Source organism: Mesorhizobium sp. IMUNJ 23232, from assembly GCF_044326205.1.
In the GTDB taxonomy this organism is placed as follows: domain Bacteria; phylum Pseudomonadota; class Alphaproteobacteria; order Rhizobiales; family Rhizobiaceae; genus Kumtagia.
Genome location: NZ_JBIRCY010000004.1, coordinates 214759 through 240035, shown reverse-complemented (window position 1 = coordinate 240035; position 25277 = coordinate 214759). Strand labels below are relative to the sequence as shown.

22 protein-coding genes are annotated in these 25277 nt (G+C 64.5%); 13 read left to right on the top strand and 9 right to left on the bottom strand.

Going from position 1 to position 25277, the window contains the following annotated elements; genetic code table 11:
• Positions 1-9: 9 nt before the first annotated feature.
• The gene (locus ACH196_RS04790) at positions 10-1314 is read right to left on the bottom strand and encodes an MFS transporter (RefSeq protein ID WP_396645359.1); all 1305 of its coding nucleotides are present in this window, start codon (positions 1312-1314) and stop codon (positions 10-12) included.
• 103 nt (positions 1315-1417) lie between these two features.
• Here ACH196_RS04790 and ACH196_RS04785 point away from each other — a divergent pair, with 103 nt between their 5' ends.
• The 5 genes from ACH196_RS04785 to ACH196_RS04765 all read left to right on the top strand — a co-directional run bounded on the left by ACH196_RS04785 (position 1418) and on the right by ACH196_RS04765 (position 5225).
• Positions 1418-1810: a type II toxin-antitoxin system RelE/ParE family toxin gene (locus ACH196_RS04785; protein WP_396645357.1), complete on the top strand. Its 393-nt coding sequence runs from the start codon at positions 1418-1420 to the stop codon at positions 1808-1810.
• Positions 1797-2144, top strand: coding sequence for a helix-turn-helix domain-containing protein (locus ACH196_RS04780; RefSeq protein ID WP_396645355.1), 348 nt, complete (start codon positions 1797-1799; stop codon positions 2142-2144). The genes ACH196_RS04785 and ACH196_RS04780 overlap by 14 nt, the downstream gene beginning before the upstream one ends.
• A complete protein-coding gene (locus ACH196_RS04775) occupies positions 2141-2479 on the top strand; it encodes a hypothetical protein (RefSeq protein ID WP_396645353.1) in 339 nt (112 codons plus the stop codon). Before ACH196_RS04780 ends, ACH196_RS04775 begins: the two co-directional genes overlap by 4 nt.
• Before the next feature lie 136 nt (positions 2480-2615).
• Positions 2616-4535 carry an aspartate--tRNA ligase gene (aspS, locus tag ACH196_RS04770; RefSeq protein WP_396645352.1) on the top strand — a complete coding sequence of 640 codons (1920 nt, stop codon included), beginning with the start codon at positions 2616-2618 and terminating at the stop codon, positions 4533-4535.
• Positions 4536-4538: 3 nt separating this feature from the next.
• Positions 4539-5225: a hypothetical protein gene (locus tag ACH196_RS04765; protein WP_396645351.1), complete on the top strand. Its 687-nt coding sequence runs from the start codon at positions 4539-4541 to the stop codon at positions 5223-5225.
• Here ACH196_RS04765 and ACH196_RS04760 read toward each other — a convergent pair.
• A complete protein-coding gene (locus ACH196_RS04760) occupies positions 5152-5619 on the bottom strand; it encodes a hypothetical protein (RefSeq protein WP_396645350.1) in 468 nt (155 codons plus the stop codon). The genes ACH196_RS04765 and ACH196_RS04760 overlap by 74 nt on opposite strands.
• A 252-nt stretch (positions 5620-5871) precedes the next feature.
• Positions 5872-7068, bottom strand: a complete 1197-nt coding sequence (locus ACH196_RS04755) for a hypothetical protein (protein ID WP_396645349.1) — start codon at positions 7066-7068, stop codon at positions 5872-5874.
• A gap of 182 nt (positions 7069-7250) precedes the next feature.
• Between ACH196_RS04755 and parC the strand changes: the two genes are divergently transcribed.
• The 5 genes from parC (at position 7251) to ACH196_RS04730 (ending at position 16432) form a co-directional block, all read left to right on the top strand.
• Positions 7251-9509 carry a DNA topoisomerase IV subunit A gene (parC, locus tag ACH196_RS04750; protein WP_396645348.1) on the top strand — a complete coding sequence of 753 codons (2259 nt, stop codon included), beginning with the start codon at positions 7251-7253 and terminating at the stop codon, positions 9507-9509.
• Positions 9510-9776: 267 nt separating this feature from the next.
• Positions 9777-10442, top strand: a complete 666-nt coding sequence (locus tag ACH196_RS04745) for a TetR/AcrR family transcriptional regulator (RefSeq protein WP_396645347.1) — start codon at positions 9777-9779, stop codon at positions 10440-10442.
• A 35-nt stretch (positions 10443-10477) separates the two neighbouring features.
• A complete protein-coding gene (locus ACH196_RS04740; protein WP_396645345.1) occupies positions 10478-11683 on the top strand; it encodes an efflux RND transporter periplasmic adaptor subunit in 1206 nt (401 codons plus the stop codon).
• The gene (locus ACH196_RS04735) at positions 11680-14823 is read left to right on the top strand and encodes an efflux RND transporter permease subunit (RefSeq protein WP_396645344.1); all 3144 of its coding nucleotides are present in this window, start codon (positions 11680-11682) and stop codon (positions 14821-14823) included. The genes ACH196_RS04740 and ACH196_RS04735 overlap by 4 nt, the downstream gene beginning before the upstream one ends.
• Positions 14824-15250: 427 nt before the next feature.
• Positions 15251-16432, top strand: coding sequence for an AI-2E family transporter (locus ACH196_RS04730; RefSeq protein WP_396645391.1), 1182 nt, complete (start codon positions 15251-15253; stop codon positions 16430-16432).
• Between the two features lie 4 nt (positions 16433-16436).
• Here the strand turns inward: ACH196_RS04730 and ACH196_RS04725 are convergent, their stop codons facing one another.
• Positions 16437-16895: an Lrp/AsnC family transcriptional regulator gene (locus ACH196_RS04725; RefSeq protein ID WP_396645342.1), complete on the bottom strand. Its 459-nt coding sequence runs from the start codon at positions 16893-16895 to the stop codon at positions 16437-16439.
• A 194-nt stretch (positions 16896-17089) separates the two neighbouring features.
• Between ACH196_RS04725 and phhA the strand changes: the two genes are divergently transcribed.
• Together phhA and ACH196_RS04715 are read left to right on the top strand one after the other, a co-directional pair.
• Positions 17090-17995: a phenylalanine 4-monooxygenase gene (gene phhA, locus ACH196_RS04720; RefSeq protein WP_396645340.1), complete on the top strand. Its 906-nt coding sequence runs from the start codon at positions 17090-17092 to the stop codon at positions 17993-17995.
• Entirely contained in the window at positions 17988-18686 is a 699-nt protein-coding gene (locus tag ACH196_RS04715; protein ID WP_396645338.1) for an SDR family NAD(P)-dependent oxidoreductase, read from the top strand. Before phhA ends, ACH196_RS04715 begins: the two co-directional genes overlap by 8 nt.
• Positions 18687-18741: 55 nt before the next feature.
• On the opposite strand, the gene ACH196_RS04710 is transcribed toward ACH196_RS04715, so the two are convergent.
• The 4 genes from ACH196_RS04710 to ACH196_RS04695 form a co-directional block, all read right to left on the bottom strand.
• On the bottom strand, positions 18742-19635 hold the full coding sequence (locus ACH196_RS04710) for a DMT family transporter (protein ID WP_396645337.1): 894 nt from the start codon (positions 19633-19635) through the stop codon (positions 18742-18744).
• Between the two features lie 40 nt (positions 19636-19675).
• On the bottom strand, positions 19676-20431 hold the full coding sequence (locus tag ACH196_RS04705; protein WP_396645336.1) for an arginyltransferase: 756 nt from the start codon (positions 20429-20431) through the stop codon (positions 19676-19678).
• Between the two features lie 124 nt (positions 20432-20555).
• Positions 20556-21179, bottom strand: a complete 624-nt coding sequence (locus tag ACH196_RS04700) for a LysE family transporter (RefSeq protein WP_396645335.1) — start codon at positions 21177-21179, stop codon at positions 20556-20558.
• A 93-nt stretch (positions 21180-21272) separates the two neighbouring features.
• Complete coding sequence (locus tag ACH196_RS04695) at positions 21273-21743, bottom strand: RDD family protein (protein WP_396645334.1); 471 nt, start codon at positions 21741-21743, stop codon at positions 21273-21275.
• A gap of 246 nt (positions 21744-21989) precedes the next feature.
• On the opposite strand from ACH196_RS04695, the gene sthA reads away from it, so the two are divergent.
• The gene (sthA, locus tag ACH196_RS04690; RefSeq protein ID WP_396645332.1) at positions 21990-23381 is read left to right on the top strand and encodes a Si-specific NAD(P)(+) transhydrogenase; all 1392 of its coding nucleotides are present in this window, start codon (positions 21990-21992) and stop codon (positions 23379-23381) included.
• A 42-nt stretch (positions 23382-23423) separates the two neighbouring features.
• Here the strand turns inward: sthA and ACH196_RS04685 are convergent, their stop codons facing one another.
• Entirely contained in the window at positions 23424-25271 is a 1848-nt protein-coding gene (locus ACH196_RS04685) for a CHASE2 domain-containing protein (RefSeq protein ID WP_396645331.1), read from the bottom strand.
• Between the last annotated feature and the right edge of the window lie 6 nt (positions 25272-25277).

The following is a 25277-nucleotide window of genomic DNA, read 5'->3' as shown; positions in this document are numbered from 1 at the left end:
TGACCGGAATTACCGGTGTTTCTTTTCAGCCGATGGCGGTTTCGTCAAGCTCGCGTCGCCGTTTCCATCGTCCGGTTTTCCGTTTGATCTGGGTTCTCCGGCCTGCCGCGTCAGCTTCGCGAAGATCGTCGAGGTCCGGAGCAGGGCGATGAACCGCCCGCGCCGGTTTGCCGGAACGCTGGAGCGGGCGCGCATGCGGTAGAGGATGATGGCGATGAAGACGACATAGATGGCGGCGATGAAACCGAACAGCGCGCCGGGGCCGAACCGCTCCATGGCGAAGGAGGCGGAAAACGGTCCGCCGATCGCCCCGAACGAATAGAACAGCATGAGCGCCGCGTTGACCAGCACGAACTCGCCCGGGCCGGCGCGGTCGTTGGCGTGGGCCGCCGACAGCGAGAACAGCGGCATGGCGAAGGAGCCGAAGACGAACACCAGCACGAAATTCGCCAGCGGATTGTTTCCCGCGAGGAAAGCCAGCGCCAGCGCCGTTACCAATGCGCCGACCGTCGAGACCAGCAGCACCATGCGCCGGTCCCAGCGATCGGAAAGATAACCCAGCGGATACTGGATCAGCGCACCGCCGATGATGCCGACACTGACGAAGGTGACGACGTCGGTGACCGACATGCCGAGTTCCTCGGCGTAGACCGGCGAGAGCGTGCGGAACGAACTGTTGGTGACCCCGACCGCGATGCAGCCGATGCAGCCCAGCGGCGAGATGCGGAAGACGCGCGGCAGGTCGAGTTTCACGTCGTCCGGCGCGGTTGGGTTGGAACGGTCGCCGAGCGACACCGGAACCAGCGACAGGGTGATCATGATCGACATGATGGCGAAGATGGTGAAGCCGCCGGGGCCGAAGACCGGGATCAGGAACTGTGCTCCTGTGACCGAGCCGATATCGACCATGCGATAGAGCGCCAGCACGCGCGCCCGGTGCTCGTTGGGCGCGCCGGAATTCAGCCACGCCTCCATGACGGTGAACAGGCCGGCGAAACAGAAGCCGGCGGCGAAGCGGATCACCGACCACATCAGCGGATCGATGACCAAGACCAGCGTCAGCGTGCCGGCGGACGCGATCGCCGCCAGCGCCGAAAACGAGCGCACATGCCCGACAGCTTTCATGATGCGGCCGATGGCGAGGCAGCCGAGCAGGAAGCCGCCGAAATAGGCGGTGCCCATGAAACCGATGACGGCCGGCGAAAACCCCTCCTGCGCGCCGCGCAGCGCGATCAGCGTGCCTTGCAGGCCGTTGCCGCCGAGCAGGATGCCGGCGGCGATGAGGAGGGGGATGAGCGGGCGGATGGCGGACATGCATTGGCTAATAATGGCTCGAACCCGCCGGGGCTATGTGTTTTCAGCGGTTTTGCGTTGGGCCTACCGTTGACGCTATGAGTATTTACTCATAGATTTTGGGATGGCCCGACCCACTCGACCGATGCGCCCGCTTCTTTGGCTTGCGTCAAGCCGCAGGGACTATGGCGCTTTTCCGGAGAGGGTGCAGGAGGCGTTCGGGTTCGAACTGTTTTTGGCGCAGACTGGACAACACCCGCCATCCGCGAAAATGCTGAAAGGATTCGGAAGCGGTGTCGTGGAATTGATCGAGGATTTTGACGGCGATACCTATCGCGCCGTTTACACGGTCCGGTTCGAGACGGCGGTCTACATCCTGCATAGTTTCAAGAAGAAGTCCAAGCAGGGCATCCAGACCCCGCAGAGCGATATCGACCTGATCAGCCGGCGGTTGCGCGACGCGGAAGCGGACCACGCGGCAAGAACGAAAGGGAGCGCGGAACATGAGCGCCGATAAGATTGAAGTGCACGAAAGTGATTCCAACATTTTCGCCGAACTGGGATTGCCGGATGCCGAAGCCCATTTCCTGAAGGCCCAGATCGTGGCGGAGCTTTATCGGCTGACCAATGCCGATGGCCTGACCCAGGCCAAGGCAGGCGCCTTGATGGGAATCAGCCAGCCCGAAGTCTCGCGCATGTTCAAGGGACATTTCAGGGAATACTCGGTCGAGCGGCTGATGGGGTTTCTTACGGCTTTCGATCAAGACGTCGAGATCGTTGCAAGACCTCATCGGGCGACGGGCGAGCGTGGGCGAATACGATTTCTTGCGGCGGAAGGCACGCGGTCATGAGGGCGCGAAAGGCCCGCTCTTTCACGCCGGAGGAGGAAGAGCGGATAAAGCGCCGCATCCGCGAACGCGGCCTGACCTTCGAAGTCTTCCTGCCGGAGGGACTGGCGGATTGGCTGCGAGCCAAGATTGCGGACGGCACCTACGAGTCGGCGCGAGAAGCGGCGTTTGTCGCATTTACCGAATTGCAGGAGTTGGAAGCGCATCCGGAGGTCCGCCTGCAGCTTCTCAAGGCCAAGATACAGGCCGCGCGTGACGATCCGACGCCGCCCATTCCCGGCGAGGAGGTGTTCGATCGGCTGGACAAATACATCGAGACTCTTGCCAGGGAAGACTAGCGCCGCAAGCGTCGTCAGTTCCGGCGCAACCGAACCGTCACCTTGACAAAATTTCCCCTCCATGCGCTTGTCCGCGCGAATTTCAGGGGCCGGTTTGTGCTGTCCCTGCAAACCAAATCACCGATCGGATATCGAAATGCATCGCTACCGCAGCCATACCTGCGCACAATTGAGGAAATCGGAAGTGGGGCAGGCGGTGCGCCTGTCGGGCTGGGTGCATCGCGTCCGCGACCATGGCGGGTTGCTGTTCATCGATCTGCGCGACCATTACGGCATCACCCAGATCGTCGCCGACCCGGATTCGCCGGCCTTCAAGGTGGCCGAGACGGTGCGCGGTGAGTGGGTCATCCGTGTCGACGGCGAGGTCAAGGCGCGCGCGCCCGAGACCGTCAACAAGACCATGGCGACCGGCGAGATCGAGCTCTATGCCAGCGAGATCGAAGTGCTGTCGGCCGCGAAGGAGCTACCGCTGCCGGTGTTCGGCGAGCCGGACTATCCCGAGGACATCCGCCTGAAATACCGGTTCCTCGACCTGCGCCGCGACACGCTGCACAGGAACATCGTGGCGCGGACGAAGATCATCGCCGAGATGCGCAAGCGCATGGGCGAGGTGGGTTTCACGGAGTTCTCGACGCCTATCCTGACCGCGTCGTCGCCGGAAGGAGCGCGCGATTTTCTGGTGCCAAGCCGCATCCACCCCGGCACGTTCTATGCGCTGCCGCAGGCGCCGCAGCAGTACAAGCAGTTGATCATGGTGTCGGGCTTCGACCGCTATTTCCAGATTGCGCCGTGTTTCCGTGACGAGGACCCGCGCGCCGACCGGCTGCCGGGCGAATTCTACCAGCTCGATCTCGAAATGAGCTTTGTCGAGCAGGACGACGTGCTGGGCACCATGGAGCCGGTGCTGCGCGGCGTCTTCGAGGCTTTCGCCGACGGCAAGCCGGTGACGCAGGAATTCCCGCGCATTCCTTATGACGTGGCGATCCGCAAATACGGCTCCGACAAGCCCGACCTGCGCAACCCGATCGAGATGCAGAACGTGTCGGAGCATTTCCGCGGCTCGGGTTTTAAAGTGTTCGCCGGCATCCTGGCCAACGATCCGAAGGCCGAAGTGTGGGCTGTGCCGGCCAAGACCGGCGGCAGCCGCGCGTTCTGCGACCGGATGAATTCCTGGGCGCAGGGCGAGGGCCAGCCGGGGCTGGGCTACATCTTCTGGCGGCATGAAGAACTGCCTGATGAAGCTCACAGTGATATGAGTCACCCTCTTAGACAACTTGCCGACCGACAGATTGTCGACGACTGGCATGCCAGCAAGAATGCTGGCGAAGCTGAGCCAGTAATTTGGCCATCGGCGACCACGTATCTGGGTGGGGCTGGACCAATCGCCAAGAACATTGGGGTAGATCGTACAGAAGCCATCCGCCAGCAACTCGGCCTCGGCGAGGGCGACGCCGCCTTCTTCGTCGCCGGCAACCCGGAAAAATTCTACAAATTCGCGGGCGCCGCGCGCACGCGGGCGGGCGAGGAACTGAACCTCGTCGACCGCGAACGCTTTGCGCTGTGCTGGATCGTCGATTTCCCGTTCTTCGAATGGAACGAGGACGAGAAGAAGATCGACTTCGCCCACAACCCGTTCTCCATGCCGCAGGGCGGCATCGACGCGCTGACGGGGGCGGAGCCGCTGGGCATCAAGGCGTTCCAGTACGACATGGTCTGCAACGGTTTTGAGATCGCCTCCGGCGGCATCCGCAACCATCTGCCGGAGACGATGGTTAAGGCGTTCGAGATGGTCGGGCTGGACCGCGCGACGGTCGAGGAGCGTTTCGGCGGCCTCTACCGCGCTTTCCAGTATGGCGCGCCGCCGCATGGCGGCATGGCGGCCGGCGTCGACCGCATCGTCATGCTGCTGGTCGGCGCGACCAACCTGCGCGAAGTCACCATGTTCCCGATGAACCAGCAGGCCTACGATCTGCTGATGAGCGCTCCGTCCCCGGCCACCCCGACGCAGTTGCGCGAACTGTCGCTGCGTGTCGTGGCGGACAAGAAGCCGGCCTGACCGATGGGCGGCGCGGCGGGAGCAAAAAACCTGCCGCGCGTGCTTGTCACCGGGTTCGAGCCGTTTCCCGGCTCGCCGGTCAATCCGTCGCAAAGGTTGGTCGAGCGGCTGCGCAACGAGCCGCCTGCGCTAAATGGCATGGCGGCTTTCCGCGCCGAACTCCTGCCCGTCGATTACCGCGCGGTCGGGCGGCGCCTTTCGGAGATAGGCAAGGATTTTTCGCCGGACATCGCGCTGCATTTCGGCCTGGCGCATGGCTGCGGTGGCTTCCGGCTGGAGCGGCTGGGACGTAACGCCTTCGCCAATGCCAAGCCCGACAACAGCGGTTTTGCGCCGCCGGACGGCCCGATCTGCGAGGCGCCGGTGGTCCTGTCGTCGCGCCTGCCGCTGCAGGCGATCCATGACGCGCTCACAGCCGAAGGCTTGCCGGTCCTGTGGTCGGACGACGCCGGCGGCTATCTCTGCAATGCCGTGCTGACGCTGTCGCTGGCAGCCGCCTGCGAGGGGTTTTCGCCCCGCGCCAGCGGCTTCATCCACGTGCCGATGGTGGGGGAGGGCTGCAGCCTGTCGGAAGCGGATTTTTTGCGGGGCTTCGGGGTCGTCCTGCGGACAGTAGTCAACGGCTGGACAATTGCTCTGCCGGCGGCTCCACCCAGCCGGCAGGGAGCAGATACGCGGCCGAGCGCCTGAACAGGCCGAGCGTGCCGTCGGCCGCTTGCCCGACCCCGGCCTTCGCCAGCGCGTATCCGTCGGCGGTCCTGCGAAAGACTTGGCGGCTTCCGGCGACGACGTTTCCGTAGAGCCCCTCGGCCCTGGGTGCTGTTGTGTCGAACGCCGCCGAAGCGGTGGCGTCGCGCGAGGTCGAGACCGCGATGGCCCGCTCCAGCGGATCGGGCACCGTGCGGCAGACGCCTGAGATCAGCGGATAGCGGAAATTGTCGCGGCCGACGATCTGCGAGCGCATTGCCGCTTCGCAATCCGCCACGCTCGTCCACTGCGCCGGCGTCTCGGCGATGAACTCGCAGAGTTTTGCGTCGCAGTCGCAGCCGACAATGGTCATGGCAACCAGGGCAGTCTTGATCATGAAACATCCCTCCGGATCGGCGAGAAACGTCGTCGCCGAACGCGGCCACAGTTGGACCGGATTGCGGAGGAATGTCGGCTTTGCGGGGAGAATTGTGCCGTTCCGCAGCCGAAACCGGGCGTTGTAGCTCCCGTGCAACAGGAAGCGGCCGGCATCCATGCAAAGAGCACGAGTAAGCGCCTGCAATCTCCTGACCCCAAAAGAAAAAGCCCGGCGCGGCGGCCGGGCTTTCGATCGCGGAAAACGTCCGTCCTATTCGTCCTCGTTCGCCGTCACGGTGACGCCGAGCGATTTGGTCAGTTCGAGCGGATTGGCCGCGCTTGCCGCCGCGATCTGCGCGAAAGATACCGGGGCGGCGGGCTCCGCCGCAACCTCGATGCTCTGCGGGTCATCCAGATATTTCGTCACTGCCTCGGTGATCTTGGCCGACAGGTCTGGATTGTTGAGCTGCGCCGTCAGGAACGGCACGATCGCCTTGGCCTGGTTCTTGATGTCGTCGGGCTTCATGTTCTGCATCTTGGCGATGTAGTCGATCGCCTTGCCGGTCAGCGAATCGTCGTCCCAGCGCAGGCTGGCGGTCTGGAAGGTCAGTTGCTGCATCAGGCCGAGCATGGCGAGACCCTGCGCCGAATTGTCGGCGCCGGCCGGCTGCGCCGCCATCTGCTTTTGAACGTCCTGCAAGGCCTTGATGAAGTCCGGCGTGTAGCCGCCGATGTCGAAGGTCATGCCGAAGGTGCCGGCGTCGTCGACGGTGATGTCGTAGGTGCTGAAGGCCATGCGGCCGTCGGCCGGATTCCAGGAGCCGGCGAGGTCCAGCGAGCCGGTGATCGTCTGGTAACCCATCGCCTCGATCGCCGCCTTGGCCTGCGGATCGGTGACGAGGGTGAGATCGGCGGTGAATTTTTCCGCTTCGCCGGTGAATTCCATCGCCTTGTCGGCGCTGGGCGGTGTGATCTCGGCCGTCAGGTTCTCCAGCGAAAATGCTGTTTTGTCGCCTATCTTGACGTTGACGCTGGCAAGTTCCGCCGCATGATAGAACACCAAATTGGCGATCGGATCGGTCAACCCCGCGGCCGGCAGCTTCACGCCGGTCATCTTGAACGGGCTGATTTCGAAGGTCATGCCGTCCTGCGTCTTGGCGTAGGCTTCCGTGCTGAGCGTGTCGACCGCGTAGCCGCCATTGTCGTCGCTGACGCCCTGGAAATTCAGCTTGCCGATTTCGAAGGAATGCGGCTGCCCGGTAAAGTTCACCTTGGCGCCTTCCAGTGAAAAGTTTGCGCCCTCGCCGCTGATGGACGACCAGCTCAGCTCCGTTCCCTGCAGCGCTAGCAACTCCTTCAGGCGCTGGGAGACGGCGGTGGCGTCCTGGGCCTGGGCGCCGAGGACGGCTGAAGTCAGAAGAAATGTCGAAAGAGTGAGTTTTTTCAAAATATTGCGGTGGACGGACATCGGCGTTTCCTGAGCTTGTCGTTTGATCCCTGCGCCTTTCCTCTTGGCGAGGAACTGGTCCGGAAAAAGGCACGTCGGGCACATTCAGCGAAATTGCCGAAAAAATGCAAGAAGCCTGCGCTGGCATGGTGAAAAGCCTTGCGGCACTTGCCGCGAATCACTGGGTTCGCTAACTCGGCGCCATGGGCAAGGAGCTTCCGCCGCAAGGGTCAGACGGCGACGATTCGATTGAACCGGTCGACCTCAAGAAGGCGCTCGAGGAGCGCTACCTTGCCTATGCGCTGTCGACCATCATGCATCGCGCCCTGCCGGATGTCCGCGACGGGCTGAAGCCGGTGCATCGCCGCATCATGCATGCCATGCGGCTCTTGCGCCTCAATCCCGACCAGGGTTTTGCCAAATGCGCTCGCATCGTCGGCGAGGTGATGGGCAAATTCCATCCGCATGGCGACCAGTCGATCTACGACGCGCTGGTGCGGCTCGCCCAGGAATTCTCCGTCCGCTACCCGTTGGTCGACGGGCAGGGGAACTTCGGCAACATCGACGGCGATAACCCGGCAGCCATGCGCTACACCGAGGCGCGCATGACCGAGGTGGCGACGGCGCTGCTGGAAGGCATCACCGAGGACGCCGTCGATTTCCGCCCGACCTACAATGAGGAGGACGAGGAGCCGGTCGTCCTGCCTGGCGCGTTTCCGAACCTGCTCGCCAACGGATCGTCCGGCATCGCGGTCGGCATGGCCACCTCGATCCCGCCGCACAACGCCGCCGAACTGTGCGACGCGGCCCTGCATCTCATTGAAAACCCTCAGGCAACCGTGGCCGACTTGATGCAGTTCGTGCAGGGACCGGACTTTCCGACGGGCGGCATCATCGTCGACAGCCGAGCCTCGATCCAGGAGGCTTACGAGACCGGGCGCGGCGGGTTCCGGCTGCGGGCGCGTTATGCGACCGAGGACCAGGGCAGGGGCACCTGGCAGATCGTCGTCACCGAGATTCCGTATCAGGTTCAAAAAGCGAAGCTGGTCGAAAAGATCGCGGAATTGCTGGTCGCCAGAAAACTGCCGCTGCTGGAGGACGTGCGCGACGAGAGCGCTGAGGACATCCGCCTCGTGCTGACGCCGAAAAGCCGCACGGTCGATCCCAGCCTCTTGATGGAATCGCTGTTCAAGCTTTCCGACCTGGAAATCCGCTTTCCGCTCAACATGAACGTGCTGTCTCGAGGAAAGGTGCCGAACGTCCTGTCGCTGAAGACGGCGCTGCAGGAATGGCTGGAACACCGCAAGGAAGTCCTGATCCGGCGCTCGAAACACCGACTGGCCGAGATCGAGCGGCGGCTGGAGATCCTTGCCGGCTACCTGATCGCCTACCTGAACATCGACGAGGTGATCAAAATCATCCGCGAGGAGGATGAGCCGAAGCAGGTGATGATGGCCCGCTGGTCGCTCACCGACACCCAGGCCGAAGCCATCCTCAACATGCGGCTGCGGGCGCTGCGAAAACTCGAAGAGATCGAGATCCGCAAGGAATTCGATGGGCTTACCGCCGAAAAAGCGTCGATCGAGGCGCTGCTCGCCTCCGATGCCAAGCAGTGGCAGACGGTGTCCTGGCAGATCCAGAAGGCGCGGCGCGATTTCGGGCCGGAGGACAATCCGGAATTGGGAAAACGCCGGACGACCTTCGCGGAAGCTCCCGATCACGACGTGGCCGACATCCACCAGGCGATGATCGAGAAGGAGCCGATCACCGTCGTGGTCTCGGCGAAAGGCTGGCTGCGGGCGCTGAAGGGCCATCTGACCGACCTGTCGCTCTTGACCTTCAAGGAAGGCGACAGTCTCAAGCTGGCTTTTCCGGCGCAGACCACCGACAAGATCCTGGTGTTCACAACCGGTGGAAAATTCTACACGATCGGCGCCGACCGGCTGCCCGGCGGGCGCGGCCATGGCGAACCGATCCGCATCATCGTCGACATGGAGAATGACCAGGACATCGTGACGGCGTTCGTCCACGACCCGAAGCGAAAATTGATGCTGGTGTCGCGCGCCGGAAACGGCTTTGTCGTGCCGGAGCAGGAGGTTGCCGCCAACACCCGCAAGGGCAAGCAGGTGATGAACATCAAGAGCCCAGACGAGGCCGTGCGCTGTATTCCGGTGTCGGGCGACCATGTCGCGATCGTCGGCGAGAACCGCAAGATGTTGGTCTTTGCGCTGTCGGAAGTGGTCGAGATGACCCGCGGAAAGGGCGTCCGCCTGCAACGCTACAAGGATGGCGGCGTGCTCGACATCAAGCTTTTCAGCATGGATGACGGCCTGACCTGGCAGGATTCGTCCGGCCGGACCTTTACCCGCACGAAAGCCGAACTGACGGAGTGGCTGGGCAACCGCGCCGCCGCCGGACGCATGGTTCCAAAAGGTTTTCCGCGCTCCGGCAAGTTTGGCTGATCGAAGCCGGGCAGCTGTGCAGAGCGCATAGACTTCCATCTCAAAGAATTGCGGAAGAAGGCCTGCGTGTCCGGCGCCCGAGCCCCATGACGGCCTCGGGCGCTGTGCATTCACCCGCGGGCGAGCGGGTGCGCGGCACTACTCGGTTTGACAGCATTCGTCAGGAGCGTACAAGTACGGCATACCTTCCGCATTGCAGCATATTGACTGCGAACGATCATTCGCATAAATTGAGAATGAACGTTCACTCTTTCCGCCGGCATTGCAATGGATGACCTCGTCGAAAACAGCTACGGCCCGATCGAGCTTGCCGAAGGGCAGGCGCCGACCCGCGCCGAGCGTCGCGAGCAGCAGACGCAGCGCATCCTCGATGCGGCAAAGGCGTGTTTCATCCGCTCCGGCTTCAAGGGCGCGTCGATGCAGGAGATCTGCGCCGAGGTCGGCATGAGCCCCGGCGCGCTCTACCGCTATTTTCCGTCGAAGGAGGCCATTGTCGAGGCGATCTGCGAGGCAGACCGCCGCGAGGACGCGGTGCTGTTCGCGAAGGTGCTGCAGGAGCCGGATGTCGTCGAAGGGCTGGTGTTCGGCGCGATGGCCCATATCCGTCACATGCATGAGGACGACAACGCCAAGCTCTTTGCCGAAATCTGTTCTGAGGCGATGCGCAATCCGGCGGTCGAGACGACCTGCATGAAGAACATGGTCGAGGTGCAAACCATGTTCGCAAACTACATCGGCAGCGCGGTCGAGCGCGGCGAGATCGATCCTCCGGTCGGGCTCGACGTGCTTCTGCCGACGCTGATGTCGATCGCCCACGGCATGGCGCTGAACGACATGCCGGCAATGGGCGTGCCGCTCGATCAACTGGAAGTGCTGCTGAGGGCGATGGTGGTGGGCATGCTGCGCCCGACCAGACGCCCCGAGACTGTCTGAACCCCGTAAATTTGTCTCCTCTCGCGAGAGAAGAAATGGTCCGTACCAAGTCGTATTCCGCGTTCGCCGCAATCCCCCTGGCCGCAACCATGCTGGCCGGCCTGCCGTCGCCAAGCGTGGCCGCAAGCGAAGCCGCGCCCGCGACAACCCAGGCGCCGCCGGCGATCCGCGTGATCACGGCCGAGCGCAAGGAACTTGTCGAAATCCTGTCCGTCAACGGCACCATCGTGGCGCGCGACGAGGCGGCAGCCGGCACCGATTTGAACGGCATGATCGTCACGGCGCTCAATGCCGACATCGGCGACGTCGTCAGGAAGGGCGATGTGCTGGCCACCCTCGACCGCTCGATGCTGGACACCCAGCTCGCCCAGATGCGGGCGACCCGTGCCCAAGGCGAGGCGAGTGTCGCGCAGATGGAGGCGCAGATCGCCGACGCCAAGGTCGGCGTGAAGCAGGCCGACGAAGCCTTTGCGCGGGCAGAGGCCCTGAAGAAGAAGGCAGTCGCCACCCAGGCCGAACTCGACAATGCCGACAATGCCGCGGCCAGCGCACGGGCAAAACTCGATTCCGCCGTCAAGGCGATGGCCGCCACCCAGGCGCAGCTTGCGGTTACAGACGCCCAGATCAAGGGCATCGAAGTGCAGATCGACAAGACCGAGGTGCGCGCGCCCGCCGACGGGCTGGTGCTTGCCCGTGCGGCGACGATGGGCGGCGTTGTGTCGCCCACCAGCGGGCCGCTGTTCCGGCTGGCGATTGACGGCGAGTTCGAGCTAGAGGCCAGCATCGCCGAAACCGCGCTGCCGCGTCTCGCGGTCGGCATGAAGAGCGAGGTGTCGCTGCCCGGCATCGACCACAGAATAGCCGGCACCATCCGCCGCATCGCGCCCGAGGTCGACATGAAATCGCGGCTCGGCCTGATCCGCATCGCGCTGCCCAAGGACGCCCCGGCGCGCGCCGGCAGTTTTGCGCGCGGCGAGATCGAGCTTGTCCGCCGCGAAGGCTTATCCGTGCCGGTCTCGGCCGTGCTCTATCATGGCGAAACGCCACTGCTTCAGGTGGTGCATGACGGCCGTGTCGCCACCACGCCGGTGAAGCTCGGGGCGCGTGCCGCCGGCAGCGTCGAGATCGTGTCAGGCGTCAAGGAAGGCGAGGAAGTGGTTGCGCGTGCTGGCACTTTTGTCGCCGACGGCGATCTCGTCACGCCGGTGCGCGCCGATACAACCGGAGCCATCGCCAAATGAGCTGGAACTTTTCCGCCTGGGCGATCCGCAACCCGGTTCCGCCGATCCTGCTGTTCATCGTGCTCTTCATCCTGGGGCTGATGAGCTTCGACAAACTGCCGATCACACGGTTTCCCAACATCGACGTGCCGCTGGTCGACGTCACCGTCACCGATCCGGGCGTAGCGCCGAGCGAGCTTGAAACGCAGGTCACCAAGCGCGTCGAGGACGCGGTCGCCAATATTTCCGGCGTCAAGAACGTCACCTCGACCATCACCGAGGGCAACTCGCAGACGGTGATCGAGTTCCGGCTGGAAGTCGACACCCAGACAGCCGTCAACGACGTCAAGGACGCGGTCGAGCGCATCCGCAGCGACCTGCCGGCGACAGCCGACGAGCCTGTCGTCAAGCGCATCGACGTGGAGGGCCAGGCGATCCTGACCTACGCGGTCTCGGCTCCCGCAATGACGCTGGAGGAACTGTCGTGGTTCGTCGACGACACGGTGATCCGCAAGCTGCAGGGCCTGAAGGGTGTTGCCCGCGTCGACCGCTACGGCGGCGTGACCCGCGAGATCAAGGTTGATCTCGATCCCGACCGATTGAATGCGCTTGGCGTGACAGCCGGCGACGTGAACCGGGCGCTGAAGGCCGCCAATGTCGACCTGACCGGCGGCAGTGGCAAATTCGCCAACCGCGACCAGGCGATCCGCGCGCTGGGCGGCGCCAAGACGGTGGAAGACCTGGAGGCGCTGGAAATCCCGCTTTCGGCCGGGCGCATGGTGAAACTCTCCGACATCGCCACGGTGACCGACGCCTGGGCCGAGCCGAAGAGTTTTGCCCGCGTCAACAACCAGACCGTGGTGTCCTTCGGTATCTTCCGCGCCAAGGGCGAGAGCGACGTCGAGGTCAACCAGCGTGCCGAGACGGCGATAGCCGCACTGCAGGAAGCCAACCCCGGTATCAGCATCAGCAAGGTCGACGATTCCGTCACCTACACCGAAGGAAACTACGAATCGGCGATGGAAATGCTGCTGGAAGGCGCGGCACTCTCGGTCATCGTCGTGCTGATCTTCCTGCGCGACATCCGCGCCACGATCGTTGCCGCGATGGCTCTGCCGTTGTCCATCATCCCGACCTTCTGGGCGCTGGACATGATGGGCTTTTCGCTCAACCTCGTCAGCCTGCTCGGCATCACCCTGGTCGTCGGCATATTGGTCGACGACGCGATCGTCGAGATCGAAAACATCGTCCGGCACGTCAAGATGGGCAAGTCGCCCTGGCGCGCGTCGCTGGAGGCTGCCGACGAGATCGGCCTGGCGGTCATCGCCATTTCGGCGACGATCATGGCGGTTTTTGCGCCGGTGTCGTTCATGGGCGGCATCGCCGGCCAGTATTTCAAGCAGTTCGGCCTGACGGTGGCGGTCGCCGTGTTCTTCTCGCTGCTGGTCGCGCGCCTACTGACGCCGATGATGGCTGCCTATTTCCTGCGCGGCCACGGACATGCCGAGCCGAAGCCCGGAATCTTCCTGCGCGGCTACGTGGCGCTGCTGCGCGGCACGCTGCGCTTCCGCTGGCTGACGCTGATCACCGGCATCGCCTTCTTCGCCGGGTCGATCTACGCGACGGGCTTCCTGCCGTCCGGCTTCATCCCGCGCGAGGATGCCAGCCGCATCGTCTTCTCGCTCGAATTGCCGCCCGGCAGCCTGCTCGACGATACCCGCCAGACCACCGACGAGGTGACGAAGCTCATGCGCGAGGTGCCTGAGGTCGAGAATGTCTATGTGATCGGCGGGGCCAGCCCGACCGGCACGCTGGAGACGCGCCGCGCCACCGTGGTCGCCGATCTCAAACACAAGTCCGAGCGCGACGTGCCGCAATACGAGATCGAGGAGACGCTGCTGCAGAAGCTGGCGGTCATTCCGGACCTACGGGTCCATTTCGTCAATGACCGCGGCGAGCGGGCGCTGGCTTTTGGCGTGATGGGCACCGACGGCGCCGTTCTCGACGAGCAGGCGCGAAAGATTCAGAGCGCCATGACCGCCAGCGGCAAATTCCGTGCCGTGAGTTCCAACGCCGCGCTCGACCGGCCGGAAGTCATCATCGTGCCGAACCTCGTGCGCATGGCCGAGCTTGGCATCTCGACGGCCGCCCTTTCCGAGACGCTGCGCGTCGCCACCATCGGCGATATCGACGCCAATCTGGCGAAGTTCACGGTTGGCGACCGCCAGATTCCGATCCGCGTACAGTTGAACGAGCGGGCCAAGGACGATTTGTCGGTGGTCAGCACGCTGCCGGTGCCGACGCCGGGCGGCGCCACGGTGCCGCTGTCGTCCGTCGCTAGCGTCAAGTTCGGCCAGGGCCCGTCGTCGATCAACCGCTTCAACCGCGAGCGCCGCGTGGTCATCGGCGCCGACATGGCGCAGGGCGCCGAGCTCAGCGAAGGACTTGGCACCGTCTGGGCGCTGCCGGAGGTGAAAAACATGCCGGCCGGCGTGCGCATCCAGGAGACCGGCGACGCGGAAGTCATGGGCGAGGTGTTTTCCGGCTTCGCCACCGCCATGACGACTGGCCTGATGCTGGTGCTGGTGGTGCTGATCCTGCTGTTCGGCTCGGTGTTCCACTCCTTCACCATCCTCGGCTCGCTGCCCCTGGCGATCGGCGGCGTGGTGGCCGCCCTTTGGGCGACCAATTCGGCCGTCTCCATGCCGGTAGTCATCGGTATCCTCATGCTGATGGGCATCGTCACCAAGAACGCCATCATGCTGGTCGATTTCGCGGTCGAGGAGGTCAAGCACGGCATCTCGCGCAAGGAGGCGATCATCGACGCCGGCCGCAAGCGGGCGCGGCCGATCGTTATGACCACCATCGCCATGTCGGCGGGCATGGTGCCTGCGGCGATGGGGCTGGGCGACGGCGGCGAGTTCCGCGCGCCGATGGCGATCGCGGTGATCGGCGGCCTGCTGGTGTCGACGCTGCTGTCGCTGGTGTTCGTGCCGTCCTTCTACACGATCATGGACGACGCGGCGATCTGGACGGCGAAGGCGTTCCGCTGGATTGTGCGGCCGAATTCGGCCGACGAGCCGGATGCGGCGCCGGCTCACGGGCACGGGCTGCATGTCGTGCCGAAGCCGAGCGAGGTTTATCCGGTGGCGGCGGAGTAAGGTGCGGGCCGTCCATTTGGCGCTCCGTCCAACACCCCTCATCCGACCTCGCTTCGCTCGGCCACCTTCTCCCACAAGGGGAGAAGGGAGAGCGTTGCGCTGGCCCCATTGCCAATCACAAACGTTGGAGATTTGCGGAGACGAAAATGCAATGCTCCGACCTTCTCCCCTTGTGGGAGAAGGTGGCCGAGCGAAGCGAGGTCGGATGAGGGGTGTTCCAGCTTGGCGACCGTCTCAGCGATATTCAAGCAGATTTTCCCGTCACACGAATCCCACGCAGCCGTGCCATTCCTGCGTAAGCGTCACGAAAATTTGCCGTGTGGCAAGGATTTCTGCGCTATAGGGAATGCGGCAGCGCCTGCCGGCCGGCGAGCGCACCCTTAACGTTGCGGAGACCGTGCGTTTGACCAGGCACGAATCCCGAAAGATGCCGACCGAGCCGCGCCTGATGGGTCCGGCGACGCCGACGCGCATCGCCGTGGTGCCGCCCCTGTCTGCGGCGCGCTGGCTGCTGCTTCTGGTGATCGCCGCCGGCATCTATTTCTTCCATGGTTTTGTCGTGCCTGTGCTGGCCGCATTGGTGATCGCCTTCGCCAGTTGGCCGCTCTACCGCCGCCTGCTTGTTCTGGTGGACGGCAGCCGAACCGTGGCGGCGGCGATTGCCATCATGGCGATCCTGATCTTCCTGGTGGTTCCGATCGCCATTGCCGGCAGCTATGCCGTACACGAGGTGCGGGAATGGATCGGCTGGGCCTTCGAGACCAACCGCAACGGCGCGCCGACGCCGGAATGGATTGCCGCGCTGCCCTGGGTCGGCGAGTGGCTGAACGAGCGCTGGGCGCAATATGTCGGGCATCCCGGCGCCATCGGCGAGCTGATCCAGATCACCAGCGGCGCCAATATCGGCAATATCTACCGCGCCGTGCTGGCGGCCGGCGGCGGCGCCTTCAGCCTGCTTCTGACGCTGCTGTTCATGCTGATCGCGCTGTTCTTTGTCTATCGCGACGGCGAGCATTTTGCCGCCCAGGTCGATCGTGTCGGCGAACGCATCGTGCCGACCCGCTGGGAGCGCATCTCGCGCGTCGTGCCGGCGACGATCAGCTCGACCGTCACCGGCATGACGCTGATCGCCATCGGCGAGGGCGTGGTTCTCGGCGTCGCCTACTGGATCGCCGGTGTGCCGTCGCCGGTGACGCTGGGCGTGCTGACCGGCATCATGGCGCTGATCCCCGGCGGCGCGCCGCTGTCCTTCACGCTGGTCTCCATCTATCTCGTCTCCAGCGGCTCGCACATTGCCGGGCTGGCACTGTTCATCTGGGGCTCGGTGGAACTCTTCATCGTCGACAAGACGCTGAGGCCCAAACTGGTCGGCGGGCCGATAAAGCTGCCGTTCCTGCCGACCTTCTTCGGGCTGATCGGCGGCGTGAAGACCATGGGATTCCTCGGCCTGTTCATTGGCCCGGTGCTGATGGCGCTGCTGGTGGCGATCTGGCGCGAATGGCTGCGCGAGGTGGAACTGACCGACGAGGCGGCCAAAGCCGTGCCGGTCGAGCCGCCGCAGCTTCCGCTGGCGCTGGACCAGGACGCCGGAAAGCGGCAGGCGGGGTAAAACCTCAGATCGGCAGCACGGCGCTGCGCTTGTGCTGGCGAAGCGCGAAGTTGGACGAGGCGGTGGCGACGCCTGGGTGGCCGAGTACCTCGCGCATCAGAAAACTCTCGAATTCCTCCACCGAGCGGGTGCGCACGATCAGCGTGTAGTCATGCGCGCCGGTGACCGAATAGCAGTCGACGATTTCCGGCGCGTTCTGCGCGAAAGCCTCGAAGGCGCCGCGGATTTCGGTGCTGTGGGCGACCATGTTGACATGCACGAACACGCACACGCTCAAGCCGACCGCCAGCGGGTCGACCAGCGTGGCGCGGCCGAGGATGACGCCGGACTGCTCCATCTCCTGGATACGCCGCCAGATGGTCGATTGCGACATGGCAAGCCGGTCCGACAACTGCTTGAGCGTCAGCGTCGCGTCGCGCTGCAATTCACGCAGGATTTTGCGGTCGTTTTCTTCCGTTCTCATCAGATGAAAAATCCTTTCGGAACTTTGGCTCGATTGGAGGATATCACCACAATTGGCCTGTCGTCACGCAAGATAGGCAAGATTTTTCAGCGCATCGGGTTCACAATCTCCTCATCGAACCGGCGGGCCATGCCGATCGGGCGAAAGGCCCGCTCCGTCATATCGAGGCAATGCCTCGAGCCGAGGAGGAAGACATGGCGACGAATGCTGCCGTACGGGCCGACGAGCCCGCGAAGAACCGCTACGAAAACGCCCCGAAGAATCCCGACTTCACCATCGACCAGGACTGGAATTCCTATTCGCCCGACGAGCACGGCCGCTGGGACCGGCTGTTCGCGCGCTCGCAAAAAGTGCTGCAAGGGCGCGCCTGCAACGACTTTCTGGAGGCAGTCAAGGCGTTAAGACTGTCGGAAAGCGGCGTGCCCGACATGCGGCGCTTGAGCGACCGGCTGGAAAAAATCACCGGCTGGCGCGTCGTGCCGGTGGCCGGCCTGGTGCCAGACGACGTGTTCTTCGACCACCTCGCCAACAAGCGCTTTCCCACCGGCGCGTTCATCCGCTCCGAGAAGGAGATGGAGTACCTGGAGCAACCGGACATTTTCCACGACATATTCGGCCATGTGCCGTTGCTGGCCAATCCGGTCTATTCCGATTTTATCCAGGCCTACGGCCAGGGCGGCCAGCGCGCGCTGAAGCTCGGGCGGCTGGCGAATCTGGCGCGGCTCTACTGGTACACGGTGGAGTTCGGCCTGATCCGCGAGGCGGGAAGCGTGCGCATCTTCGGCGCCGGCATCATGTCGTCGACCGCCGAGAGCCTGTTCGCGCTCGACGATCATTCGCCGCACCGCGTCGCCTTCGATTTGGAGCGGGTGATGCGCACCAGCTACATCATCGACGATTTTCAAAAAATCTATTTCGTCATCGACAGTTTCGAGCAATTGCTGAAGGATTGCTACGAGGATTTCGGCCCGCTCTACGAACGGCTGGCTGATGCCTCGACCATCGAGCCGCACGAACTTGTCGCCGGCGACGAGGTTTTGCATCGCGGCACGCTGGAATATTTCAGGCGCAAGCAACCGAAGGCGGCAAACAATGGCTGAAAAAATCGTCCTGATCACCGGCGCCACCGGCAATCTCGGCAAGGCAACGGCAGCCGCCTTCGAAGCAGAAGGCGCGCGTCTGGTGCTGATCGGTTCGCGGCCCGAAAGCCTTGAGCGCGCCTATCCGGACATCGCCCCGCACCATCTGAAACTCGCCGCCGACCTGACGGATGCCGAGGCCGCCGCTGGTGCGGTAGCCGAGGCCGAGCGCGTATGCGGGCGCATCGACGCTGTCTGCGCGATTGCCGGTGCCTTCGACATGGGTGGCGCGGTTTACGAGGCACCGCCGGAACTTGCCGAGCGCATGATGCGGCTCAACGTCGCCACCATGGTCAACGTGGTGCGGGCAGCCGTGCCCGGCATGATCGCGCGGAAGTCTGGAAAAATAGTCACGATAGGTTCCACCGCCGCGCTGAAGGGCGCTGCCGGCATGGGCGCCTACACGGCGTCGAAAAGCGCGGTGATGCGGCTGACCGAATCGATGGCCGCCGAACTGCGCGGCCATGGCATCAACGTCAACTGCGTGCTGCCCTCCGTCATCGACACCCCTGAAAACCGCGCCGCCATGCCCAAGGCCGATTTTTCGAAATGGGTGAAGCCGGCCGAGCTCGCCGCCGTCATCGCCTTCCTGTGCTCGGACGGCGCTTCGGCCATGCATGGCGCGCTGGTGCCGGTGGTGGGGCTGGTGTAGCGGCCCGGCGGTTGCCGGGCGACGGGGTTGGCCAGGGCTGTCCTTCCGGAAGCCATCACACCTGGTGGACGGCGCTCGTCACGCGCCTTCGCCCATAGGTGAGCTGCCACAGCGAATGCGCCACGAGCGCGCCGATCAGGATCGTGCCGCCGATCAGACTGTTGCGGGTTGGCGCCTCGGCAAAGATCACCCATACCCAGATCGGCGCCAGCACGGTCTCGAGCAGATAGAACATCGCGACCTCGGGGCCGGACAGGTATTTCGGGCCGTTGGCGAGGCAGAAGAAGGCGACGGGCATGATCACCGCGCCGTTGAAGATGATCCACCAGGGCGCTTCGGCGCGGAAGCCGGTTTGCCGCACCATGACGACGGCGATGATGAGCGGCACCACGACCGCGATCAGCGCCGTAAACCCCATGTCCTTGCCGCTGGCACGGCTGACCGTGATCGCCGAGGCGATAAGCAGCGCCGTGGTCAGCGCCATCAGGTCGCCGAAGAGATGGCCGCTGCCGATGGAGTCGCCGACGATGATGAACACACCTCCGGCCATGCAGAACATGGCGAGCAGCGTCGAGAGCGCAGGCCGCTCGCCGAGGAACAGCCAGGAGAGCAGGGCGGCGAACATGGTGTTGAAAGCGAGGATGAACACCAGATTGGCCGTCGACGTGTAGAAGACGCCGGTGATGAAGGTCACGGACGACAGGCCGTAGAGCACGGCGACCAGCAGCCCGCTGCGGCCCGGCACCAGTTGCGGCGCTTGCGGCCGCAAGGCGCGCCAGGCAAGCCAGATCGCCAGCGTCGCAACCAGCGTCGTGCTGCTGCGCAGCAGCAGGATCGACCAGTGGTCGCCGTCGGCAAGCCGGATCAGCGGCACGTCGACCGTCAGCGTCAGGCCGCCGATGCCGGTGATGAGCAGGCCCTTGCGGTGATTGATGTCAGGGGTGGCCAAGGCGGATCCGTGCGGATGGACGGAGCGGGCCGGCCGGTCGTCAACTGTCTTTTGGAAACCGCTCCCAGCCGCGCGGGCCGAGATGTTCCTGTGGCGTGAAGCGCACCTTATAGTTCATCTTGCGCGAGCCGTTGACCCAATAGCCGAGATAGACATGGGGCAGGCCCTCGGCGCGGGCTCGGGCGATGTGGTCGAGGATCATGAAGGTGCCGAGCGAGCGGTCCTCATGCGCCGGGTTGAAGTAGGAATAGACCATGGACAGGCCGTCGGCCATCTTGTCGGACAGCGCGACCGCGATCAGCTCGCCTTCGCCGCGCCCGGTGATGAAACTGTCCCGCCCGCGCCGGCGGTATTCGATCACCTTGGTGTCGACATGCGTGTCCTCCACCATCATCGCGTAGTCGAGCACGGTCATTTCCGACATGCCGCCCTTGCGGTGGCGCGCGTCGAGATAGGTGCGGAACAGCGAATATTGCTCGGTGGAGGGCTCGGCGTCGTGCATGGCGCCGATCAGGTCGGCATTGCGGGCGATGACGCGGCGCATATTGCGGGTGGGCTGGAACTCGCCGGCGAGGATGCGCACCGACACGCAGGATCGGCAGGACTCGCAGGCCGGGCGGTAGGCGATGTTCTGCGACCGGCGGAACCCGCCTTGCGTCAGCAGGTCGTTCATCTCCGGCGCCTTGTCGCCCACCAGGTGCGTAAACACCTTCCGCTCGAACTGGCCGTCAATATAGGGGCAGGGGGACGGCGCGGTCAGGAAGAACTGGGGCGACTGGGTCGGATGGTGAGTCATCAGAGTCCGAAGGAGTCCATGAATCGCTCTACCTTGGCTGCAATGGCGAAAAATTCAACAGGAGAATGACGGTGGAGTTATAGCGCATGATCACAATGGTGCGCGAGAGCTTTGGCCGGGCGATCTACCCGAGTGTCCGAGCCACGACCAGAACGGCGAAATAGGCCAGCCCGAGAGCGCAGCCAAGGTTGAGAATGATCCACGTGCGCGGGCCGATAAACTGTCGCGTCCATGCTATTACCCCGGCGCAGAAAAAGCACCACAGGACCGAGGACGCCATAAAGCCCGCAAGGAACACCGTGAACGCCGTCCAGCCGGGATCGGCGACGCCAAGCGCCGTGACCGTTCCACCGAGACCAGCCCAATAGGTGATGTTCTGCGGATTTGAGAGCGACAGTGCGCCCCCTGCTTTCATCGCGGAGCGCCCGACATCGGCATTCGCAGCGGGATCGTAGGTCGGCATGGGCGACAAGCCGTCGCGCAGCGCCTGCCACGCAGTCCAGGCCAACAGGAAGGCACCGGCTATCGCGAGCGGCGTTTCGATATATGGGAGCGTGAAAAGCGCAGCCGCGCCCAGTAGCCCGAGAACGGCCCAGGCGAAATCGCCTGAAAGCGAACCTATCTGGACGGCAAGGGCGGGATTGAAACCGCCGCGCAGTCCCCGGCGAAGGCTCTCCGCCAGAATAGCGCCCGGCGTCGCGTTGAAGAGAAGCCCAAGAACAAAGGCATAGGCGAAGAGGTCGGACATTCTGGCGCTCGATGGAACCGGTCGAGCACCTAGCCAATTTATCCGGCCGGTTGCGAGCGCAAACGGCTAGGCCAGCCTTGGTTTAAGGATACCTCACCGGTCCGAGCGCGTTACCACCGTGCCGAGCAGCAGGTCGTGCAGCGTGCGCTTGCGGTCGGAAAACAGCGTCACCAGCAGGATCAGCGGCGTCAGGATGACATTGCCAGCCCAGAACAGCACGGAGTGCACGACCGCCAGCAGCCCGTCGACCGGCTTTCCGTCGAGGCGGTCGAGGCGGATGCCGAAGGCCCGCATGCCGAGCGTCGCCTGGTTGCGGCCGCCCAGCGTGTTCCAGACATAGATGATGGCGACCAGCGGCGCGAGAACGCCGAACAGGCCCCATCCAAGCCCGAAGGTGAGCAGGCCGAGCATGAAGACGACGATGCCGAAAGGAATGAGCAGCAGCAATACGATCACGTAATCGAGCAGGAACGCAAAGATGCGGCGCGTTCGCACGCCGTCATAAGCGCGCACATCGTCCAGCCGCGACCCAAGAATCTCGCCGTGAAGCACCTGTTCGTTCATTTCGCCTTCGCCTCGCCACGGGCCGGGATTTGTCATCGGCCGGCTCTCTGACTCAAATGGTGCGTGGCATGTGGGATTCAAGTTTTCCGGCAGTCCACGAGTGACGCTGCTGGCAAGCCGAACCACCGTTTTCTCGCAGTTAAAACGATTTGAGTTGCGCCTGAAATTGTCGTTTATTTGCAGTGCAGCAATGATAGGTCGCGTTAGTTTGACCGGATTGGCGCCACCCATCTGCGGGGACACTCGATGGACACCTACGACATGATTGTCATCGGAAGTGGGCCGTCGGGCCGGCGCGCGGCGGTCCAGGCGGCAAAACTCGGGCGCTCGGTGCTGGTGGTCGACAAGGGCAGGCGGCTGGGCGGCGTGTCCGTCCACACCGGCACCATCCCGTCGAAGACTCTTCGCGAGACAGTGCTCAACCTGTCGGGCTGGCGCGAGCGCGGTTTTTACGGCCGCGGCTACCGGGTCAAGCAGGACATCGTCATGGCCGACCTGATCGCCCGGCTGCACAAGACGCTCGACCACGAGGTCGAGGTGCTGCAGCACCAGTTCATGCGCAATGCGGTGCGCTCGACCAAGGCGACGGCGAAATTCGTCGATGCCAATACGGTGGCGCTGACCACCGACGCCGGCGTCCACAGCGAGGTCGGCTTCACCAATGCGCTGGTATCGGTGGGCACGCGGCCGTTCCGCCCCAACACCGTGCCGTTCGACGGCAAGCGCGTGTTCGATAGCGATGACATCCTCGAGCTGACGACGCTGCCGCGCACTCTGACCGTGGTTGGCGGCGGGGTGATCGGCGTCGAATATGCCACCATCTTTTCCGCCCTCGACGTGCCGGTGACGCTGATCGAATCCCGCCAGACCATTCTGGATTTCGTCGATCGCGAACTGGTCGACGATTTCATGCACCAGTTGCGCGACCGCGGCGTCACGCTGCGGCTCGGCGCGGCGGTGAAAGAAGTAAAGGTTGGGCCGACCGGCGTCGAGACGTTGCTGGCCGACGGCCGCGTGGTGCGCACCGACATTCTTCTCTACGCAGCGGGCCGCAGCGGCAATGTCGGCAGTCTCGGGCTCGACGCCATCGGCATCAAGGCGGATTCGCGCGGCCGCATCGAGGTCGACCCGCAGACGTTTCAGACCTCCATCCCGAATATCTATGCCACCGGCGACGTCATCGGCTTCCCCAGCCTCGCCTCGACCTCGATGGAACAGGGCAGGGTGGCCGCCTGCCACGCCTTCGGCGTGCCGCTTCCCCCGCCGCCCGCCACCTTTCCCTACGGCATCTACGCCGTGCCGGAGATTTCTACCGTCGGCCAGTCGGAGGAAGAAGTGCGCAAGAGTGGAGAGCCCTACGAATGCGGCGTAGCGCGCTTCCGCGAGACCTCGCGCGGCCACATCATGGGCGTCGATTCCGGCTTCCTGAAGCTGATCTTCTCGCTGGACACCCGCCGCCTGCTTGGGGCGCATATCGTCGGCGAGGGCGCCACCGAACTGATCCACATCGGTCAGGCGGTGATCAACCTCGGCGGCACGGTGGATTTTTTCGTCAACAACACGTTCAACTATCCGACGCTGGCCGAAGCCTACAAGATCGCCGGGCTCGATGCGTGGAACAGGATGGGTGTGGGTTAGGCGGGCGGCGCGGTCTCCCGTTCAAGGGGAGTCAGGTCTGCATTACGCCGTTTCCTGCCACACCCAAACCGCAAGCGTTCCGGCACGGCCGCGCAGGGCGGTGCGCGTCGGACCGCTGAGCCGGCCATTGGTAAACGGCGCCCGGCCGGATGATTTCAGCAGCGCGTCGCTGACCGCCACCGGTTTCCGGCTGCTCGCAGCCACCTCCATCAGGCGGTTGGCGACATTGACGGTGTCGCCCGTCACCGCGATCTGCTGGCTGTCGCCGCGACCCAGCCGCGAGGCGACGACCACGCCGAAATGCGCGCCGATCTTGAAGCCGAGCCGCGAGGCGACCGGAGCCGGCAGGGTGGCGATCCACCTGCCCACGCGGCGCGACAGGGATACGCAGCAGCGGGCGGCATTGGCCGCGTCCACCGGTTCCGGTTGCGGCAGGCCGAACAGAATCATCGCGCCGTCGCCCATGAAGCTGGTGACCACGCCGCTGCTGGCCGCCGCCTCGTCGGCGACCATGTCGTAGAACACGTCGAGCAGTTCGCGCGTGGCGCCAGGGCCGAGTGTTTCGCTCAACCCGGTGAAGCCGGAAAGGTCGACGAACACCACGGCGGCGTCCTGGCGCACCGGCTCGGCGAGGAAATCCGGGTCGCGCGCGAGCCATTGCCCCATGCCCGGCGCCTGGATGCGCTGCAGCAGCGCGCTCTGCGTAGCGAAATGCTGGGCGCGCCGCCGCCCCAGCCAGATCTGCGCGCCGCCGAACAGCAGCGCCGGCGGCGCGGCGGCGGCGACCGGCAGCGCCGCGTTCAGCCAAATGCCTTGCCGGAACAGAAGCATGTTGACGGCAAGCACCAGCGCCAGCACGGCGGCGGCGGCGATCAGGCCGGCTGCATTGCGGCGCCAGGCAAGCAGTCCGATCATGACAATGGGCAGCACCACCGCGATGCCTGCATCGGCGAGGCGGGTGGTTCGGTCGCGCACCAGGCTGTCGCCCGTGATCAGATGCGAAATGGCGGTGGCGACGACCTCGACGCCGGGCAGCACCGGATCGAAAGGCGTCGGAAACACGTCGCCGCCACCGGTGACGGTCGCGCCGATGACCACGATCCGGCCTTCGACTAGGCCGCGGTCGATCTGGCCGGCCAGCACATCGGCTGCGCTGACGGTGTGGATCGTGCCGCGCGGGCCGTAGAAGGAAAGCGGCAGCGCCTGGCCGATATCGGTGCGAATATTCTTGTCGCCGACCTGGATACGTCCGGGCTCGATCACTGGATCGGTCCCGGTTGCGATCGAGGCGGCACGCAGCGGCAGCGACGTCTCCACCCGGCCGCCGCTGCGGAAAAGCATCGGCACGAAGCGCGGCGTGCCGGTCTGGTCGGTTGCGACGTTGACGACGCCGATGGCGGCTGCGTCCGAAAACATCTTCTGCGGCAGCAGCAGGCGTTCGGCCATCGGCACGCCCTCGATCGGCCCGCTGCCCGGCGCGGCCTGCCGGTCCTCGGGGAAGACGGCGGCCGCCGCGATTGCCGAGGGTGCGACCTTCAGCGCCTCGGCCAGCAGCGCGTCACCGTCCCCCGGCCCCGGATCGACGAGCAACAGGTCGATAGCGATCGCTTTCGGCTGCATCCGGGCGATCTCGCCGACGAGGCGGGCGAGGACGGCGCGCGGCAGCGGATAGCCGCCGGCCTGCTGCGCCGTCTCGTCGTCGATCGCCACGATGGTGACGAGGCCGGGCGCCGGCTTTGGCCCGCGCAGGGTCAGGCGCAGATCCGCCATCGTCGCCTCGACCCGGTCGAGGAACCAGATGCCGCCGTTGAGATGCGCGAAGCCTAGTGCCGCACCCCACAGGCCGGCCAGCACGACCGCGATCAGCACCGGCAGGATCTTTGGGTGCATGCGAAA